Origin of the sequence: Bacillus cereus group sp. MG20 (genome assembly GCF_040459885.1) — a bacterium.
Taxonomy (GTDB): Bacteria; Bacillota; Bacilli; order Bacillales; family Bacillaceae_G; genus Bacillus_A; species Bacillus_A cereus.
In genome coordinates, this window is sequence record NZ_JARVHF010000001.1 from 1,032,248 (window position 1) to 1,050,580 (window position 18,333).

An 18,333-nucleotide genomic window follows, 5' to 3' on the forward strand; every position below is an offset into this window, starting at 1 on the left:
TAATCGTTAGCAGATGCTTCTTTTTTAAAATGCTTTGTCATACCACTCTTTTGCTTTTTCTACTTCACCCATCGTTAATTGATGCCCTCGATTTTCCCAATGCATTGTTACCTTCGCATTTGCATTTTCTAATAGTACCTTCAATTCCTCTGACTCTGCTGATGAACAAATTGGGTCATTTGTCCCAGCAGCAATAAACACAGATTTCCCTGCTAAATTTGCTAATTGCATTCCTCTTCTTGGTACCATTGGGTGATGAAGCACAGCACCTTTTAATGCATTTTCGTAATGTAATAATAAGCTTGCTGCGATATTTGCCCCATTCGAATAACCGATAGCTACAATGTTATTTCTATCGAATTTATATTCTTTAGCCGATTCATCTAAAAATTCATTTAATTCCTTCGTACGGAAAATTAAATCCTCTTCATCAAAAATGCCCTCTGCTAATCGGCGGAAGAAACGCGGCATCCCATTCTCTAACACATTTCCCCTAACGCTTAATACCGACGCTTCCGGATCAATTATTTCTGCAAGTGGTAGTAAATCTAATTCATTACCACCTGTGCCATGAAGTAATAACAACACTGGTTTTGACGTATCTTTTCCTTTTTGAAAAACATGTTTCATCATAATCCTGTTCCCCCTTCAATCACTTTAATCTAAATTTCTCACTTCAAATGGTAAAAGCGTTTGTTCAATCTGTTTTCTATGTTGTTCATATTGTTCCGGTAACTTTAATTCCTCACCCATCGTCTCTAACGATTCATCATGAGCGAAACCAGGAGGATCTGTTGCAATTTCAAATAAGATTTCACCGTGTTCTCTAAAATAAATCGCGTTAAAATAATTTCGATCTTGTACAGGAGTTACGTGATATCCAAAACGCGACACATGCTCTTTCCAGTCTAGCTGATCAGCATCGTCAATCGCTCTCCAAGCTATATGATGAACTGTACCAACGCCCATTTGGCCACGACCGATTGTTGATAATTTCAAATCAATAATATTTCCAATATCAGCAGAAGAACGGAATCGAACAAATTCACCCTCTTCTCCAATTTTCTCAAGACCCATAATATGTTCTAACAATTCAGCTGTTTTTTGAGGCTGTGCAGATAAAAGAACAGCACCTCCAAACCCTTTAATTGCTACTTCTGGTGTAACTTCTCCAAAACTCCAATTATTTAATTCGCCTGCTTCTCTTTCAACTAATTCTATATGCAAACCATGCGGATCATCAAATTCTAAATACTGCTCTCCAAAACGAGTCATTTTCGTATACGAAACATCGAATTTTTCTAATCTATTTTCCCAAAACTCCATTGCACCTTTTGGTACAACGTAAGACGTAATTCCTACTTGACCATCCCCAATAATACCTTGACGAGCACCTGCCCATGGGAAAAACGTAATAATTGTTCCAGGTTTTCCTCCTTCATTTCCAAAATAAAGATGGTACGTACCTGGATCATCAAAATTCACTGTTTGTTTCACTAAACGTAACCCTAATACACCAGCATAAAAGTCTACATTTTCTTGTGGATGCCCTACAATCGCTGTAATGTGATGGATTCCCATTGTTTTCTTTTCCATTTCTTCCACTCCTTTTTTATTTCATTATAAAAATTCTTTTACATTTAAATTCATTATTCATTTTGTCCATGCTACAAAGTAAAATCCGTCATTATAATTTTATCTCGAATTCGAGATATTGATTATAAAAATACACATTAACTTCCAGCTTGTCAATTCATCTCAAATTCGAGATAGTTTTTAAAAAATATTTACTCCATTTAAAATCTTTACTCAAAGTACAAATTAACTTGAACTCAAATTTATTATAAGTTACTTACTTTTAGTTGTCAATAAGTTCCTTATTTTCATTTTAAATAAAAAGAGAGTAAACTCCAGTTTCATTTACTCTCTTCGCTAATCATTTCGTTTCTTCTTCCAATATTGCTTCCATCTCATTAAATTCACGATGAACTGCCTTAACGGGTTCTTTCGTTAATAAACTTACAACGATAACAGTTAATAAACTACAGAAGAATCCAGGTACCATTTCATACATAATTGCTTTTAAACTTGGAATTTGTACCCATGCTATAACAACTACTGCACCAACAATCATACCTGCAAGAACGCCCCATTTATTCGTCCTTTTCCAATATAAACTTAATAAAATGGCTGGTCCGAACGCTGAACCAAATCCAGCCCAGGCATAACCTACAAGTGTTAAAATTGTATCACTTGGATGATACGCTAAAACAACTGCGATCATAGCTACTACTAATACTGACAATCTACCGATAAATACAAGTTCTTTGTCACTTGCATTACGACGGAAAAATGTTTTATAGAAGTCTTCCGTTACTGCACTTGAAATAACAAGTAATTGTGAGGAAATACTACTCATAATCGAAGCCAAAATAGCTGATAATAAAAATCCTGTAATGTACGGATGGAATAAAATATTGGAGAATGTTACAAAGACCATTTCTGGGTCTTGCAATGTCGCATTATTTTTAGCATAATAAGCGATACCAATTAGACCAGTAAGCATTGCACCTATAATTGAAATTGTCATCCAACCGACACCGATTCTACGAGAAGTCTTTAAATCTTTAATAGAGGTGATTGCCATAAAACGGACAATAATATGCGGTTGACCAAAATACCCAAGTCCCCATGCTAAAAATGAAATAATGCCAAGTATTGTGGTCCCTTTAAACATATCTAAATGCGATGCATCGACTTGTTTAATCGTATTAAATGTTTCTGTTACACCACCGACATCCGTAAAAGCAACAATTGGCACTAGTACAAGCGCAATAAACATAATACAACCTTGTACAAAGTCCGTCCAGCTTACGGCTAGAAAGCCACCGAATAGTGTATACGCAACAACGACACCCACTGTTACAAATAAACCAATTTTATAATCTAGGTTGAAAGAATTTTCAAACAAACGTCCACCTGAAACTAAACCAGCCGACGCATAGAATGTGAAAAATACTAAAATGACGATAGCGGAGACAAAACGAAGTATTTTCGTACGATCTTTAAACCGATTCTCTAAAAAGTCTGGAATCGTAATTGAATCATTTGCCACTTCTGTATACGTTCGTAAACGTGGGGCAATGATTAAATAGTTTACATAAGCACCTATTAATAAACCTATCGCAATCCATACACTTGATAATCCTGTTGCATACATCGCACCAGGTAATCCCATTAGCATCCAACCACTCATGTCAGAAGCACCAGCTGATAAAGCTGTAACTGCTGGACCGAGTCCCCTTCCACCTAACATATAATCTGATAAATCGGATGTCTTCTTATAAGACCAATATCCGATATACAACATACCTGCCATATAAATAGCAAGCGAAACCATAATTTCAATCTTCACCAAATCTCTCCCTTATTCCATAAGCCATTCAAAATTTCGAAAAATGACTTTTTCTATTTTCTTGTTTTCGCTTATGGTTTCCTACCTTAACAAACATTTTTTGTTCTTTCAAGTGAACGAGCACTTTTCATTACATTTGAAAACCTTTATAAACGCCTTTATCCCAGTGGATTACAATGATTTTTTAAGAAATTAAAGTAATAATATTCAGAAAATTAAACAGTGTTTTTTCACACCTTATTTTTATTCGTTTACCCGATAAATTTTAAAAGAAAAAGCCATACAAATGTATGACTTTTAGCTTATTGACGTCTCAATTTTCGCTTTCTCTACATATACTTTACGAAATTTCATATAGCATCCAATACGCCAAGGTACTATATAACAAACCGCAAGAGTATAGAAAAGAATGCCGATTGACTTTGGATCTAAACCTTGTAAATGTCTTCTAAAATAAGCACGTAAAAGAACGATAACTAAAAATGTAGCAATAAAAGCGATACTTTTTTTTGCATAAATTTGACCATCTTCTCTGACTTCATACCCACTTAAAATAATAAGTGGAATTGACAATAACAGTCCGATCCCAGCAGCTATACCAATTTGCCAATCAGCAAGTTGTATCGGTGCAGCATATAAAGAAAAACCTGGTAATAAGAAAAATAATGGCAATAGTAGTCGTCTTCCTTTATTATTAATTGGTCGATTCATAGAGCGCATGCGTCTAAATATAACGAGCCCTATGACGAGTAAAAAAATTGTAATACTGTAAGAACCTTGCTGCAAGTGAATCTCTCCCTAAAAATAGTCATTTTTAAAAATACTTCCCTATTATACTCCTAATTTTTCCAAAAATATGATTATTCCTTTAAAAAATCTTACATATCAAATATACTTTTAGGTTTGATTTACTATAGGAAACAATTCCGAAAGAGGAACTACTCTCCCCACCTCGTCTTTAAACACAATATGCTCTCTAGTTAAATGGCGCGGGCTCTTCACTCCCGCTGCCGCTGCTAATGAAAACAAACTATATCTCATACTAATAATATAATTCATGACTCGCCACTTCTTCTCATACGGATCTAACGCTTTTTGATAATGCGGATTCGTCGTGGCTACACCAGATGGACATTGGCCAGAATTACATTGAAGGGCCATAATACAACCGCTTGCCATCATAAATCCGCGGGCTGAACTTACAGCATCCGCTCCAATCGCTAAAGCAATCGCCACTTTATCTGGTGTGATTAATTTACCCGATGCAAATACTTTAAACTTGTTACGGACACCATAATAATTTGCTGTATCGATAAATGTAAGTAATGCTGGAATAAGCGGCAGTCCCGTACAATCTGCCATCGATTTATACGTTGCCCCTGATCCGCCTTCTGAACCGTCTATTGTAATAAAATCTGGGTAAATATTTAGTTCTTTCATTGTTTTTATTAAATCTTCCAAAGGCTCCTGCTGACCAATTACAATTTTCATTCCAACTGGTTTACCGCCGCTTTCTTGCAACTGTTGAATAAAACAAAGTGTATCCACTGCATTCTTTAAAAATGAAAATCGATTCGGTGAATTAATCGTCTCTCCCTTTCGGACGTTGCGAACAAAAGCAATTTTCTCATTTACTTTTTGTCCCTCTAGATGACCACCACGTATTTTAGCACCTTGCCCAAATTTCAATTCGAATGCTCTAATATTACTTTCTTTCGCTTTCTCCATGAATTTTCCCATTGAAAAATTACCGTCCTCATCACGGTACCCAAATAACCCTGGACCAATTTGCGCAACGATATTCGCTCCTGTATGTAAATGTTCTGGAATAACGCCACCTTCACCAGTATTAATCCACGATCCGCCTGCCATTTTCGCTCCAAAACCACTCGCTAAAATATAATTTTCTCCAATCGCGCCGTAAGAAGTCGCAGATGCTCCAAACATGCCATGTAGTTTCCACGGATATTTACGGTTTTCACCGACTATAATTGCATCATCTTCTTCGTACAGCCAAAGATTCGTTGTATCCGCTGTCAATTTTTCTCTTCTTGAAAATAATCCTTCTTTATGAATCATGTACTTTTTACCTTCCCGCTCTTGCGAAAGATTCACACTTAATTCCTCAGTTAATATCGGAAATAATGTATTAGCAATATAATAGCCAGAAGCTTCAAAATCTCGTTTTGATCCAAAACCAAGTATTTCAGAGCGATATTTCGCTAAAAACATAACACTTTGAAAATCATAACGTGAGAAAGGCTTTCCATCCGTATCATGATCAAACCAATATTGTCGAAATTCAGGCCCTATCTTTTCCAGTAAGTAGCGCATTCTTCCTAAGTACGGATGTAACTTTAAAATAGAATGATGTGTTCGTTTTTTTATAAAAAATGTAATGATAAAAAAGATGATTAAAAGCAACATTAAAAATAGTAATATACTAATAATAACGAGTAGCGTTTCACTCATCCCGCTTCCCCCTATGAAATCCCATAATAAAAGGAGAACACTCGGTGTGCTCTCCTTTTATCTTTATTCATACTAACGTAGCAAGATGCTCTTTCGCGTCATATTCAACTAAACTTTCAGCATGTTTAATTCGATGAACAAAGTCTGGATTAGCAATTAACGGTCTGCCGAATGCCACTACATCAATTGTTCCTTCTTGCAACGCTTCTTCGGCCTCTTTCGGATTTAAATTACCAACCCCAACAATCGTACCATCCCAATATTTTCTTACTAGTTGATGAAAATTCTTTCCGTCAGCAATCTCTTGCGTATAATTCATCGTTGAAGGATGGATCATCGTTAATCCAACTTCTTTGAACATATTTACGAACGTTTCAATTGCAAGCTCAGGGTTTTCCCACATATAAGTAGGATTATCGCCTTTGAAAGCAGAGAAGCGAAGAAGTGTTTTATTAGCTCCAACAGCTTCTATTACAGCCGCCGTTACTTCTTTCATAAACGTTAACCTTTGTTTTAAATTACCGCCATATTTATCTGTTCGCTTATTCGCAAACTCATACGTAAATTGATCGATTAAATATCCGTGTGCACCGTGAATTTCTACTCCATCAAATCCAGCTTCGATCGCATTTTTCGCAGCTTGTGCGTATTGACCGATCACTTCTTGTATTTCTTCTAACGTCATTGCTTCTGGCGTATCAAACGGTTTACGAAAGCGTGGAACATTTCCCTCTGCAGCGATAGCCGACGGTGCTTGTGGCATTTGACCACCAATTATTTCATGATGACTCATACGCCCAACATGCCATATTTGAGCAATAATCGTCCCGCCTTCTTTATGTACTGCCTCTGTAACAGGTTTCCAAGAATCGATTTGTTCTTGTGTATAAATACCTGGTACTCCTGGGTTTCCTTTTGCTCTCGGACTAATGACAATTCCTTCTGTAATAATTAGTCCAATTCCATCCGCAGCACGTTTTCTGTAGTACTCCACTACATCAGCACCAACTACTCCAGTTTCATTATCTGCAAAGCATCTTGTCATCGGTGCCATCGCTATACGATTACGAAGAGACCAAGCTCCAATTTGAATTGGATCAAACAACTTTGTTTCTTCAACGTTTTCAAAAGATCCACCAGCGTTTACATTTGTTCCTTCATAAATATTCGCTGCTTTATTACTTGAACTTGTCATTTTTCTTCCCCCTAAAAAATCTTACTATAATCGCATCATACTTACTTTTAGATAGTAACGTCAATTTTTACGACTTTACAATAAAAAATTCGAATATCAAAAAAATAAAATACTATAAATAATATTAAAAAGGTTTCCTTAGAAGGAAACCTTTTTTGTTGACCATATATGGCTGTCAATTCGTTTATCTCTTTAATATAAAAAATACCTTATCAATAGAAGTGAATATGGTTCAGTATTCTTCTAAAAATAATAACTTATATACCTAAAACAATGAAAGCCCTACCTCTCTTTCATCCTTACGGCTCCTCGTCCGTGCCAGTGTGAATCAGGATTGCAAAAATCAAGTAACTATTTTATCGAAGTATTCAATTAAACTTCGAACATTCATAAATGAAATTAAAAAATAAAAATGGATTTGATTGTAGTAATAACAATAGAGGTAATGCTCTAAAAGTGGTTTGAAAGAGTTGAATGTCTTTGAAATGATAAATTTTCTATAATTATGTTCCCAAAAAATTCAAGATCTTTTTTGGGATATAATACATTATTTGTAATGAACCTTAACAAAAGCTTTTTATCTGATTTTCTGTGATACCTTCAATTAATCCCAGTTCACTAATCAAAAATTCATATGCGTTATCTAACATCTTCTTTTCGCTTGCATTAAGTGCTTTTTCTTTCTGTATACGCATTAAATCGCGCACGACTTCAGCACCTTCTTGCATTTTACCCGTCTTTATTTTATCAGTGTTCAATTTATACCTTTGTTTCCACGTAAGTAATCTATCTGATTCCCCATGTTGAAAAATATCCATTATGTGTGCTAATGCGGTTATATCCGTCACTGGTCGTATATTCGAATTCAATATTCTCCCTGCTGGAATCATTAGTTCCATATTACTAGCCGACATTTTTATAACATAATACTGTTGTTTTTCTCCTGAGACTTCCTTCTCTTCTATGGCTTTAATTATACCTGCTCCCTGCATTGGATAAACAATGTTATCGCCAATTTGAAACAAATAATCCACCTCCATATATGGTAACCTTCTCAAGCTTAACACACTTTTAGTTTTTTAGCAAAATTTTTATTTTATCATAAAATTATTTTACACGTCAATACTTCAAAAGCAAGAAATTAAATTTACATAACACACTATAAAAACCCGCAATTTTATTAACGGTTGCACCCACATTCATTCTCTTTTAACATAAAAACACATTACTACATTTGAGTAGTAATGTGTTTTTGATAAGGCATAGATAAAGATCTACTTTTCCGTCTATATACTAACCTGCTTACTAACTATTTCCCTCGCTAAAAGAAAACTCATAATCACTTGCGCTGCTACTCTACTCGTCATATCCCTGAAATCAAGAGTTGGATCAATCTCTACTATATCCATCCCTTGAACGAGCGGTTCTTTACCAAGGAATTCAATCGCATCTAGTAAAGTCGTACTATCCATTCCACCTGGCCCAATTGCTGGACAACCTGGTGCAAACGCTTGGTCTAGTACATCCATATCAAGAGAAATATAAATAGAAGTCACACCTTGTTTTCTTAACACTTCAATACTTTCCGTGATAATATCTTTTATTTCTCGCTCTCGTACGTCTTTCATTGTATACACTGTTACGCCATGCTCTATTGCATATTCATGGTACGTACGTGCGTTAGAAAAATTACGAATTCCAATTTGAACAAGTTGTTTCCCTGTAATGACATCATTTTCTAGTAAACTACGGAATGGTGTACCATTTGACGGGCCTCCATCATCTAAATTACGTAAATCATGATGAGCATCAAATTGAATAATCCCGACCTTTCCTTTACTGTTTGCAAAGCCTGTTATACTCGGAAAACTAATCGAGTGGTCACCACCAAGAACGATTGGTATCATGTTCGGATTTACTTTCGTTACATGACCAACTGTTTTCGCAATTCGGTTATGACTTTCTTTTATATCCGTCACATGCATCGTAATATCGCCGCAATCATATAAGACACTTTCTTTCATATCGTGTTCTTCTGTAATTGCATATGTGCTGTATGCATCTAACATCGCACGAATTGTTTTTGGAGCAAAACTTGCTCCTGAATGACTAATAGATGGTTTAGAAAGGGGTGCTCCAATTAAAGCAGCACCGAATATTTCTACGCCTTCCTCCCAATCTTTAATCATCTCACTCCATTTTGTCACTTCACGATCAATAAACTTTGCATTTTTCTTTAAATAGTGGCCGTGCTCCACGATTGTTCACCTCTTGTATATGCAATATTACCATTCTTCCATACTGTATTCACATGACTTACGCCGTAATGATACGGTACGTAAGCATAATTGTAAGCATCCCATAAAACTAAATCTGCCTTACGACCAACTCTAATTTTCCCAGCTACATCACCACGGTTAATGGCATATGATGAGTTAACCGTTACAGCATTCCAAACTTCTTCTGGTGTCATTTTCAGTTTTAGCATCGCAATGCTCATAATAAGCTGAATATTTTCAGTTGGACAGCTACCTGGGTTAAAGTCTGTAGCTAACGCAACTGCAACACCTTCATCAATCATTTTACGACCGCGAGCAAAACTTTCTTTATTTAAATAGAAAGTTGTTCCTGGTAATAAAGTGGCTACTGTATTAGAGTTTGCAAGCATTTCAATTCCTTTATCAGAAGCGCCAACTAAATGGTCTGCTGATGCTGCATCGATTTCTGCCGCTGCTTCCGCACCACCAAGAGGGTCGATTTCATCTGCATGAATTTTCACATCAAAGCCAAGCTCTTTCGCTTTTAATAAAAACTCTTTTGACTCTTCGACAGAGAACACACCTGTTTCACAGAAAATATCAACGAATTCCGCTAATTGCTTCTCTTTCATTTCTGGTAGTAGTTCTAACATCCATTGTAAAAATTCTTTCGATCTACCTTTATATTCTTTCGGAACTGCATGAGCACCTAAAAATGTGGAAACTAAATCGATCGGATGCTCTTTTTGTAATTGTGCAGTTGCCTCTAATTGTTTCCATTCCGTCTCATCATCTAATCCGTAACCACTCTTCGCTTCTACAGTTGTAACTCCGAAAGATAACATACGGTCTAAATGGAATTTCGCTTTTTGAACAAGTTCTTCTTTCGATGCTTGTTTCGTTGCATTTACAGTCGAAAGAATGCCTCCGCCTTGTTCTAAAATTTCTAAGTACGGAACTCCTTGTAATTTTAGTGCGATTTCATTTTCACGAGATCCACCAAATACAAGATGAGTATGCGGGTCAACAAGACCAGGAGAAACCATTTTCCCGCCGCAATCAATAACTTCTTTCGCTTGTAATCCTTTCGCTTCTTCCGCTGTTCCAACGAAAGTAATTACATCGTTTTCAATTCCAACCGCACCGTTTTCGATAACAGGAAGCGTGTTCATCGCTTCCCGTCTTAACAAGCCATCTTCTTGATCCATTGTTAGTAATTGACCAATATTTATTAGTAAAGTGTCCAGCATGTTTTCTCCTCCTTATTTCATCATTGGAATGTTAACGCCTTTTTCTTTCGCAGTTTCCACAGCTAAGTCATATCCAGCATCCACGTGACGAACAACACCCATACCAGGGTCAGAAGTTAATACGCGCTCAATACGTTTTGCTGCTGCTTCTGTTCCATCTGCAACGATAACCATTCCAGCGTGAAGTGAATAACCCATACCAACGCCGCCACCGTGGTGAACAGATACCCAGCTTGCACCGTTTACACTGTTAATTAATGCATTTAAAATTGGCCAGTCCGCTACTGCATCACTACCATCTTTCATCGCTTCTGTTTCACGGTTTGGAGATGCTACTGATCCGCAATCTAAATGGTCACGACCGATTACGATTGGTGCTGATAATTCACCATTTGCCACCATTTCATTAATAATGCGACCAAATTTCGCGCGCTCACCGTAACCTAACCAACAAATACGTGATGGAAGACCTTGAAATTCAACTTGCTGACGAGCCATACGAATCCAGTTACATAAATGCTCATTATCAGCGAACTCGCGTAAAATTACTTCGTCTGTTTTATAAATATCTTCTGGATCACCAGAAAGTGCTACCCAGCGGAACGGTCCTTTTCCTTCACAGAATAATGGACGGATAAATGCTGGAACGAATCCTGGGAAATCGAAAGCATTTTTCAAACCTTCATCGAAAGCAACTTGGCGAATGTTATTTCCATAATCAAATGTAATTGCGCCTTTTTCTTGCATTGCAAGCATTGCTTCTACATGTTTTGTCATACTTTCTTTTGATAATTGTACGTAACGTTCTGGATCTTCTTCACGAAGTTTCGCTGCTTCTTCTAACGTATAACCTACTGGAATATAACCGTTTAATGGATCATGAGCTGAAGTTTGATCCGTAACTAAGTCAGGGATAATATTACGATTTACTAACTCAGGTAAAATTTCTGCTGCATTACCTAATAATCCAATTGAAATAGGCTCTTTCTTCTCTTTATACTCGTTTGCAATAGCCAATGCTTCTTCTAATGATTCTGTATACTTATCACAATATCTCTTTTCAATACGACGATCGATACTACGCTTATCTACATCAATCGCAATTACAACACCGCCATTCATCGTTACAGCAAGAGGTTGTGCACCACCCATACCACCTAAACCAGCAGTAAGTGTTAATGTACCTTTTAATGAACCATCGAAATGTTGACGAGCTGCTTCGCCAAATGTTTCATATGTTCCTTGTAAAATCCCTTGTGTTCCAATGTAAATCCAGCTACCTGCTGTCATTTGTCCGTACATCATAAGACCTTTTTTCTCTAGTTCACGGAAGTGATCCCAGTTCGCCCATTTTGGTACTAAGTTTGAGTTCGCTAACAGTACGCGAGGCGCATCTTCATGTGATTTGAAAATTGCAACTGGTTTTCCTGATTGAACAAGTAACGTTTCATCACTTTCCAACGTTTTTAATGAATCTACAATCGCCTGATAGCTTTCCCAGTTACGAGCTGCACGGCCAATTCCACCATATACAACTAATTCTTCTGGTTTTTCAGCAACTTCAGGATCTAAATTGTTCATTAACATTCGAAGTGCAGCCTCTTGAACCCACCCTTTCGTTTGTAACTCAGTACCTCTTGGCGCACGAATTGTTTGTTTTACTTTTTCCATTTCAATCTCTCCCTTTTCTCGTTTTATAGTGCTGCGTTTACATCCAATCTTTCTTTTATCGAATAATTCGTTTTTAACCAATGTGCAATATTTTCAATATCCGTTGAGAAGATGCGATCATTTGTAATAGATGGTACTTGCTGACGCCCTTGATGGTAGAAGCTCTTCGTCACTGTACTCATGTTTTCAATCCCGCGATATTCTGCCGCTTGCATCGCACAAATCATCTCAATTGAAAGAACACGTCTTGCATTTTGAATAATTTGATGTGCATGGCGTGAAGCAATTGTTCCCATACTTACGTGATCTTCTTGGTTAGCTGACGACGGGATTGAATCTACACTCGCTGGATGTGCTAATGTTTTATTTTCAGAAACAAGTGATGCTGCTGCATACTGCATAATCATCGCACCAGACTGTAGTCCTGGTTCTGGACTTAAAAATGGTGGTAAATCATTTAATTGCGGGTTTACTAAGCGCTCAATACGGCGCTCCGAAATATTTGCAAGTTCCGCCATTCCTACTTTTAAGAAGTCCATCGCAAACGCAATCGGTTGACCGTGGAAGTTACCACCTGAAATTACTTTTTCCCCGCCATCAAAAATTAGCGGATTATCTGTTGCGGCATTCATTTCAATTTCTAATTTTTCTTTCACATAATTCAAAACTTGCCAAGAAGCACCGTGTACTTGCGGGATACAACGAAGTGAATAGGCATCCTGTACACGTAGTTCTCCTTGTTTTGTTGTTAACTTACTATCATGAAGAATGTCACGAATTCTGCTTGCTACATCCACTTGCTCTTTATAACCACGTGCTTTATGAACATTTTCATCAAATGCATCAATAATGCCTTGTAACCCTTCAATTGTCATCGAAGCAATTAGTTCAGCTTGATACGCCGTTGCTTCTGCTTCTATATAAGAAAGAACTCCTTGCGCTGTCATCGCCTGCGTACCATTAATTAATGCAAGACCTTCTTTCGCTTCAAGTTCAATTGGCTCAAGCCCTTCTTCTGTAAGAGCAACCATTGCATGAACGCGTTTCCCCTTATAGAACACTTCACCTTCGCCTAATAATACGAGTGCAAGATGAGATAAAGGTGCCAAATCTCCACTCGCACCAAGTGAACCTTGTTGCGGAACGACTGGGTGAATCTTACGGTTTACAAACTCAAGAAGCATATTTACAACGAGCGGTCTAACACCAGATACTCCTTTAAGCATCGTGTTCGCTCGTAAAATTAACATACCGCGTGATACTTCTTCTGGGAATGGATCGCCTATCCCACATGCATGTGACTGAATTAAATTATGCTGAAGTGCCTTCACATCATCTTTTTGGATAAGCACATCACTAAATTTTCCAAATCCAGTTGTAATACCGTAAACGACTTTTCCGTCTTCTACGATTTTCTCAACTACTTCGCGGCATTCTGCTACCTTTTGCATACTAGTTGGACAAGCTGTTACACCTTCTCCTTCAAGTAATAACCTCTTCATTTCTTCAACTGTCAATGTATGTCCTGTTAACGTAATCATCATTTTTCCTCCTTAAAAAGGCAAAAGGGGACCTTATCTTTTTAAGACAGACTTCTGTCCTAAAAAAGTAAGGCCCCCTTCTAACTAATAGACTATGGGCAAATCATATGTGATTAATTCCTAAACCAATCGCCTCATGCTCAGATCCTTTTACAGGTGCACCAATCGTTCCATAAAGCGCAACAGCAACCCATTCGCCTTCTTTTTTTCCGTCGTATGGTGTACCGCGCACAATCGCAAACCGAAGTCCTACTGTACGAAGAACGTCTGCTAACTGAATTTGACCTCTCGTCACTCCGTACAAAGCTTCCATAATTGCATGATAAAGTGCATGTGTTTCTCTGTAAACGTCTGTTTCAATAACTTGGTTGCTCTTAGCCGCTGTTTCCATTGCTGCGACAACCTTTTGCGAATTCATCGAACCCACTTTCCCCGTACAATACTTCCAACCTTTTGGAATGGATAATACAGGACTTTCATTTTCATCCGCAAGTGCCAACAGCATGGCCATACGACCAATTCGATGTGTTCCTTGAAGAAGCATGTGACTCTCTCATTTCTTTTGAATTATTTGAATATTACTTAATTTAAGAATATATGCAAACGGTTAAATCGTCAATAGTTTAAACTCACATTCAAACAATTTTTTCATCCCCTCCATTTGTGTACACAAATTATTTACACAATTTTTCCAAGCATGCTATAGTCTCACTAACAGAGGCAAAGGGGCGAGATTTCAATGACGAAGCGAAAAGATATTCATTTTCGAATTGAAGAAAAATTACTTGCAAGGTTTGAAACTGCACTCCATTACGAAGGTTTAAAGAAAACCGACGTATTAACACATGCGATTCAGCAATTTTGCACGAAGGTGGAATGTGAAAAAATGAATGATGTAAAACGTCAATATAACGTTAGCAACCATTTACAAACACGCATCGACACACATACACATTACGAAGAAAAACACGTAGATTTAGATACGATTGTCATTAAACATTTACAACTTCAAGGGGAAGAAAACATATTAGAGGTTGGATGTGCTAGTGGAAAATTCCTTTCCCTTTTACAAACAAATGGTCATAAAGGCCCATTAACCGGATTGGATCAATCCGAAGCTATGCTTGCTGAGGCTGCTAAGACAAATAACTTAATAGAATGGAAACGAGGGGATGCTAGTAAACTCCCTTTCGAAACAAATTATTATGACCTAATAATCGCAAGACATATGTTATATCACATGAAAGATGTTGAAAAAACAATTCAAGGATTCCATAAAGTAATTCGTCCCGGCGGCTCACTTTTAGCTACAACAAATTCTAGCGTTACACTACCTCGTATAGTTGAAATGTGTAACCGTATGTTAGACGCATTTGATTTACCGAAAACAACATCATCAGTCACTCCATTTTGTTTAGAAAACGGTAAAGAGATATTACAATCCGTTTTTCCAACTGTTGAAGAAACAGTTATTCATAATGCGCTCGTTTTTCATCATGCTACTCCAATAGTAAACTATATTTCTAGCATGTTTCCGTCGCTAAATATACCTGATAATACATATCTTCACGCGGAAATGAAGGAATGGCTAAAAGAAGAAGTAGAAAATGAATTATCACTTCATAACGGTATATGGCGCGATCCGAAAACGTTAGCAATTTATCGATGTCAAAAAGAAAAAAGCTAGCATTTGCTAGCTTTTACACGTTTTCTCGTAAAAGTTTCTCCATTACTACATTGCCTTTACCACCATAAAAATTGGTATTATGTTCGTCTGCCACTCCAAAATAAGAGGCAATTGCTATTCCGAATGGTACAAATGCATGCCCTTGTGCTGTAATGATATTTGAGTGTTGCACAACTTCTTTATACACGAAATTTTCTATTGGAAAACAATCGAACTTTTGATAATCTATAGTCGCAGTATAAGAAATCCCCTTAAATAAGCCCGCTTTTGCTAGCGCATACGGTCCAGCGCAAATTGCCGCCACTAATTTTTCTTGTTCATGAAATTGACGAATGATTGAAAAAAGAGATTTTGCATCTTCCAACTGTACTTCTTCTCCACCTGGAATAAGTATCCCCTCATACTCATCTACACATACTTCACTTACTTCTATATGCGGCTGCACTTGCAACCCAGTTTCACTTATAATCAATTCTTTTGTTAAGCCCGCTGTTATGATTTCATACTTCGTTTTCAGCAATGCCGTTGCTACTGTTATTTCAAACTCTGCAAATGTTGGGTATACAAATAAAAGTATTTTTTTCATAGCCCTCTCTCCTTTAACCAGTACATAAAATATACCTCTAGATCGTCCACTGTTAATCTATTCGTATCCAAATAAGTTACAGGAAATTGTTTATACCAATCTTTTTCCGTTTCTACTAATTTAAATTGCTCCTCAAATGTACTTCGTTTTCTTGTCCTATCGTTATTTTTTCTATCATATACATTCTTTTTCGTCACATCTAAATAAAAAATGGCATCTGAACGACATTCTCTTAATTTATATAATTCACCTTTCAATTCAGCTTCTATATCCCACTCTTCCCCTATAATCGTTGGATAAAAGAGTGTAAAAAACTCAATGTCTTCTGGTCCGCGATCAAAAATTACGACTGAACCTTTCACATTTTGAAACTCCTTAATTTTTGCTTCGATAAACATTTTTTGATTTATGATAAACCCTTCTTTTGAATTCATATCCAAATTTAATCGCTTTCGCTTTTCTACAATTGGATAAGGATTTTCATATATAACCGAAAGCCCACATCTCTCTAACCTTTTAGCCAATGTTGTTTTTCCGCTAGCCATCGGCCCTTGCAGTGAAATTACGTATACCATACCTCTCATTCCCTTACACTTTAGTACACCTATAATATACAGAATTTTTAAAACTCTCAACATTATATATATCATCTTGTTTCTTATTCCTATCTAACTTATAATAAAAAATAGAGATTATGACGGACGCATCAATAATGTAAGCTTGGAAATCCAAGCTTACATTATTTTTTGCTTTCCCTTTTCGAATAAAAAGAGTATACTAAATTAGAACGTATGTTCTTAATGATTACATACAGTAAGGAGATAGAACAATGGTATACGACACAAAAGCAATTTCTTGGAATGAGTCTTTAAAACAACTTCAACGCCGCTATACAAACAAACAAGTTGACCGAAAAGAATTTGAGGATATTGAACTGATGGAATTCTTCCGCGATAACGACTACATTTCTTTACCTACACATATAAGCGGCCTATCAAAAACACGTTTTACTTCTTACTCTATTTTCACAACTGAAGATAAAGATCGTAAAGTTGGCACACTTATTATTGAGTATGTTGAAGACGATAATAATAATTTATGTGTTGAACAACTATACTTCGTTTAAACTATAACGCTTGGTCAAAATGACCAAGCGTTCTTGCTTTCTATGAATCTCACTGTATATAATATGAATAAAAGAAAACCGCTATCATTAAGGGGGGATATGCTTGCTCGAAGGATGGTTCAGTTGGTTCATTGTATTATGGACGGTTATTTTATTAGGGCTTATGTCTATCGGTGGATACTTTATGTTCAGAAAATTTTTAAAACGATTACCAAAAGAAGACGGCATGTCCATTTTGGATTGGGAAGAACACTACATAAATAAAACGAGACATTTATGGGCTGACGAACAAAAACAATTGTTAGAAGAGCTTGTAAGCCCTGTTCCAGAACTATTTCGCGATGTTGCAAAATCAAAGATCGCTGGAAAAATCGGGGAACTTGCATTACAAGAAAATGCCTCTCGAATTACACAAGACTTAATTATTAAAGGATATATCATTGCCACCCCAAAGCGTGATCATAAATTTTTAATTAAAAAACTACAAGAAAAAAAGATTGATTATTCTAACTATCAATCTTTACTCGCAAAGTAACTCCATATTATTTTCGATAAAAAAGACAGCGCCTTTAACGCTGTCTTTTTATTTAGTACATATACAGTTTTTAAGTTAGCTTCATATCTTTTTCATTATAAAAACCATCTTCTTTTTCCATTTCCTTCTGTAATTTCGTAAAGGAACGATACATTGCAATTCTCCATGACACAATCATCGCAAACGCAAGTAAGAAGAACATGCCACTAAGTTGTCCTAAATCAAGAGATTGGCTTAAGTATGTTTTAAATACAATCCGCACGACAAGTAATCCAATTAATATAAAAACAAAGGCTTTTGAACGCTTCAAATAAATCTCTTGTCCTCTAATTTCAAACTTAGATGTTTTAATAAGAAAAATAGAGAAAATCAAACCGACACCAATTGCTTCTAACATTTCTGCTGGAGTTAATCGAAATTCAGGAAAAACATACATCAATGCGCCCGTACTCATAAAAAATGGTGGAAGTATAATTTTTTTCAATGTTGCAGGTTTCTTAGCTGCTTTTAAACGAATAAACATCGCACCGACAGCCATACAAACAGCAACGATACTGGATAAAACAACTATGTTCATATTTTCTCATCCTTTTTTGT

Annotated in this window: 18 protein-coding genes; 3 read left to right on the forward strand and 15 right to left on the reverse strand. The window is 36.5% G+C overall.

The window, feature by feature from the left end; genetic code table 11:
* Positions 1 to 24 precede the first annotated feature (24 nt).
* The 12 genes from QCI81_RS05195 to hutP all read right to left on the reverse strand — a co-directional run bounded on the left by QCI81_RS05195 (position 25) and on the right by hutP (position 14,346).
* Entirely contained in the window at positions 25 to 633 is a 609-nt protein-coding gene (locus QCI81_RS05195; RefSeq protein ID WP_071731646.1) for an alpha/beta hydrolase, read from the reverse strand.
* Between the two features lie 24 nt (positions 634 to 657).
* Complete coding sequence (locus QCI81_RS05200) at positions 658 to 1,596, reverse strand: ring-cleaving dioxygenase (protein WP_000412727.1); 939 nt, start codon at positions 1,594 to 1,596, stop codon at positions 658 to 660.
* A 340-nt stretch (positions 1,597 to 1,936) separates the two neighbouring features.
* Positions 1,937 to 3,415 carry a sodium/proline symporter PutP gene (putP, locus tag QCI81_RS05205; protein WP_071731647.1) on the reverse strand — a complete coding sequence of 493 codons (1,479 nt, stop codon included), beginning with the start codon at positions 3,413 to 3,415 and terminating at the stop codon, positions 1,937 to 1,939.
* A gap of 297 nt (positions 3,416 to 3,712) precedes the next feature.
* A complete protein-coding gene (locus QCI81_RS05210; RefSeq protein WP_043936438.1) occupies positions 3,713 to 4,201 on the reverse strand; it encodes a cytochrome c biogenesis protein CcdC in 489 nt (162 codons plus the stop codon).
* A 111-nt stretch (positions 4,202 to 4,312) separates the two neighbouring features.
* Complete coding sequence (locus QCI81_RS05215) at positions 4,313 to 5,887, reverse strand: FMN-binding glutamate synthase family protein (RefSeq protein WP_071731648.1); 1,575 nt, start codon at positions 5,885 to 5,887, stop codon at positions 4,313 to 4,315.
* Positions 5,888 to 5,954: 67 nt separating this feature from the next.
* Positions 5,955 to 7,082: an alkene reductase gene (locus QCI81_RS05220; RefSeq protein ID WP_071731649.1), complete on the reverse strand. Its 1,128-nt coding sequence runs from the start codon at positions 7,080 to 7,082 to the stop codon at positions 5,955 to 5,957.
* 563 nt (positions 7,083 to 7,645) lie between these two features.
* On the reverse strand, positions 7,646 to 8,107 hold the full coding sequence (locus QCI81_RS05225) for a CarD family transcriptional regulator (RefSeq protein WP_014482101.1): 462 nt from the start codon (positions 8,105 to 8,107) through the stop codon (positions 7,646 to 7,648).
* Between the two features lie 261 nt (positions 8,108 to 8,368).
* A complete protein-coding gene (gene hutG / locus QCI81_RS05230; RefSeq protein WP_016512447.1) occupies positions 8,369 to 9,340 on the reverse strand; it encodes a formimidoylglutamase in 972 nt (323 codons plus the stop codon).
* Positions 9,319 to 10,590 (reverse strand): imidazolonepropionase, encoded by a 1,272-nt coding sequence (gene hutI / locus QCI81_RS05235; protein ID WP_071731650.1) that lies wholly within the window; start codon positions 10,588 to 10,590, stop codon positions 9,319 to 9,321. The genes hutG and hutI overlap by 22 nt, the downstream gene beginning before the upstream one ends.
* Positions 10,591 to 10,602: 12 nt before the next feature.
* Positions 10,603 to 12,261 carry a urocanate hydratase gene (hutU, locus tag QCI81_RS05240; protein ID WP_071731651.1) on the reverse strand — a complete coding sequence of 553 codons (1,659 nt, stop codon included), beginning with the start codon at positions 12,259 to 12,261 and terminating at the stop codon, positions 10,603 to 10,605.
* 23 nt (positions 12,262 to 12,284) lie between these two features.
* Positions 12,285 to 13,802 carry a histidine ammonia-lyase gene (gene hutH, locus QCI81_RS05245; RefSeq protein WP_000631871.1) on the reverse strand — a complete coding sequence of 506 codons (1,518 nt, stop codon included), beginning with the start codon at positions 13,800 to 13,802 and terminating at the stop codon, positions 12,285 to 12,287.
* A 103-nt stretch (positions 13,803 to 13,905) separates the two neighbouring features.
* Positions 13,906 to 14,346 (reverse strand): histidine utilization transcription antiterminator HutP, encoded by a 441-nt coding sequence (gene hutP / locus QCI81_RS05250; protein ID WP_000926516.1) that lies wholly within the window; start codon positions 14,344 to 14,346, stop codon positions 13,906 to 13,908.
* A gap of 195 nt (positions 14,347 to 14,541) precedes the next feature.
* On the opposite strand from hutP, the gene QCI81_RS05255 reads away from it, so the two are divergent.
* Positions 14,542 to 15,489: a class I SAM-dependent methyltransferase gene (locus tag QCI81_RS05255; protein ID WP_071731652.1), complete on the forward strand. Its 948-nt coding sequence runs from the start codon at positions 14,542 to 14,544 to the stop codon at positions 15,487 to 15,489.
* A gap of 13 nt (positions 15,490 to 15,502) precedes the next feature.
* Here QCI81_RS05255 and QCI81_RS05260 read toward each other — a convergent pair whose 3' ends face one another.
* Positions 15,503 to 16,075, reverse strand: coding sequence for a DJ-1/PfpI family protein (locus QCI81_RS05260; protein ID WP_071731653.1), 573 nt, complete (start codon positions 16,073 to 16,075; stop codon positions 15,503 to 15,505).
* Entirely contained in the window at positions 16,072 to 16,659 is a 588-nt protein-coding gene (locus tag QCI81_RS05265; RefSeq protein ID WP_140157222.1) for an AAA family ATPase, read from the reverse strand. Before QCI81_RS05265 ends, QCI81_RS05260 begins: the two co-directional genes overlap by 4 nt.
* 245 nt (positions 16,660 to 16,904) lie before the next feature.
* Between QCI81_RS05265 and QCI81_RS05270 the strand changes: the two genes are divergently transcribed.
* Complete coding sequence (locus QCI81_RS05270; protein WP_000262400.1) at positions 16,905 to 17,201, forward strand: hypothetical protein; 297 nt, start codon at positions 16,905 to 16,907, stop codon at positions 17,199 to 17,201.
* Between the two features lie 103 nt (positions 17,202 to 17,304).
* Positions 17,305 to 17,736, forward strand: coding sequence for a DUF2621 domain-containing protein (locus QCI81_RS05275; RefSeq protein ID WP_000889378.1), 432 nt, complete (start codon positions 17,305 to 17,307; stop codon positions 17,734 to 17,736).
* Positions 17,737 to 17,806: 70 nt separating this feature from the next.
* Here QCI81_RS05275 and QCI81_RS05280 read toward each other — a convergent pair whose 3' ends face one another.
* Positions 17,807 to 18,313 carry a CcdC family protein gene (locus QCI81_RS05280; protein ID WP_001028640.1) on the reverse strand — a complete coding sequence of 169 codons (507 nt, stop codon included), beginning with the start codon at positions 18,311 to 18,313 and terminating at the stop codon, positions 17,807 to 17,809.
* Positions 18,314 to 18,333 lie beyond the last annotated feature (20 nt).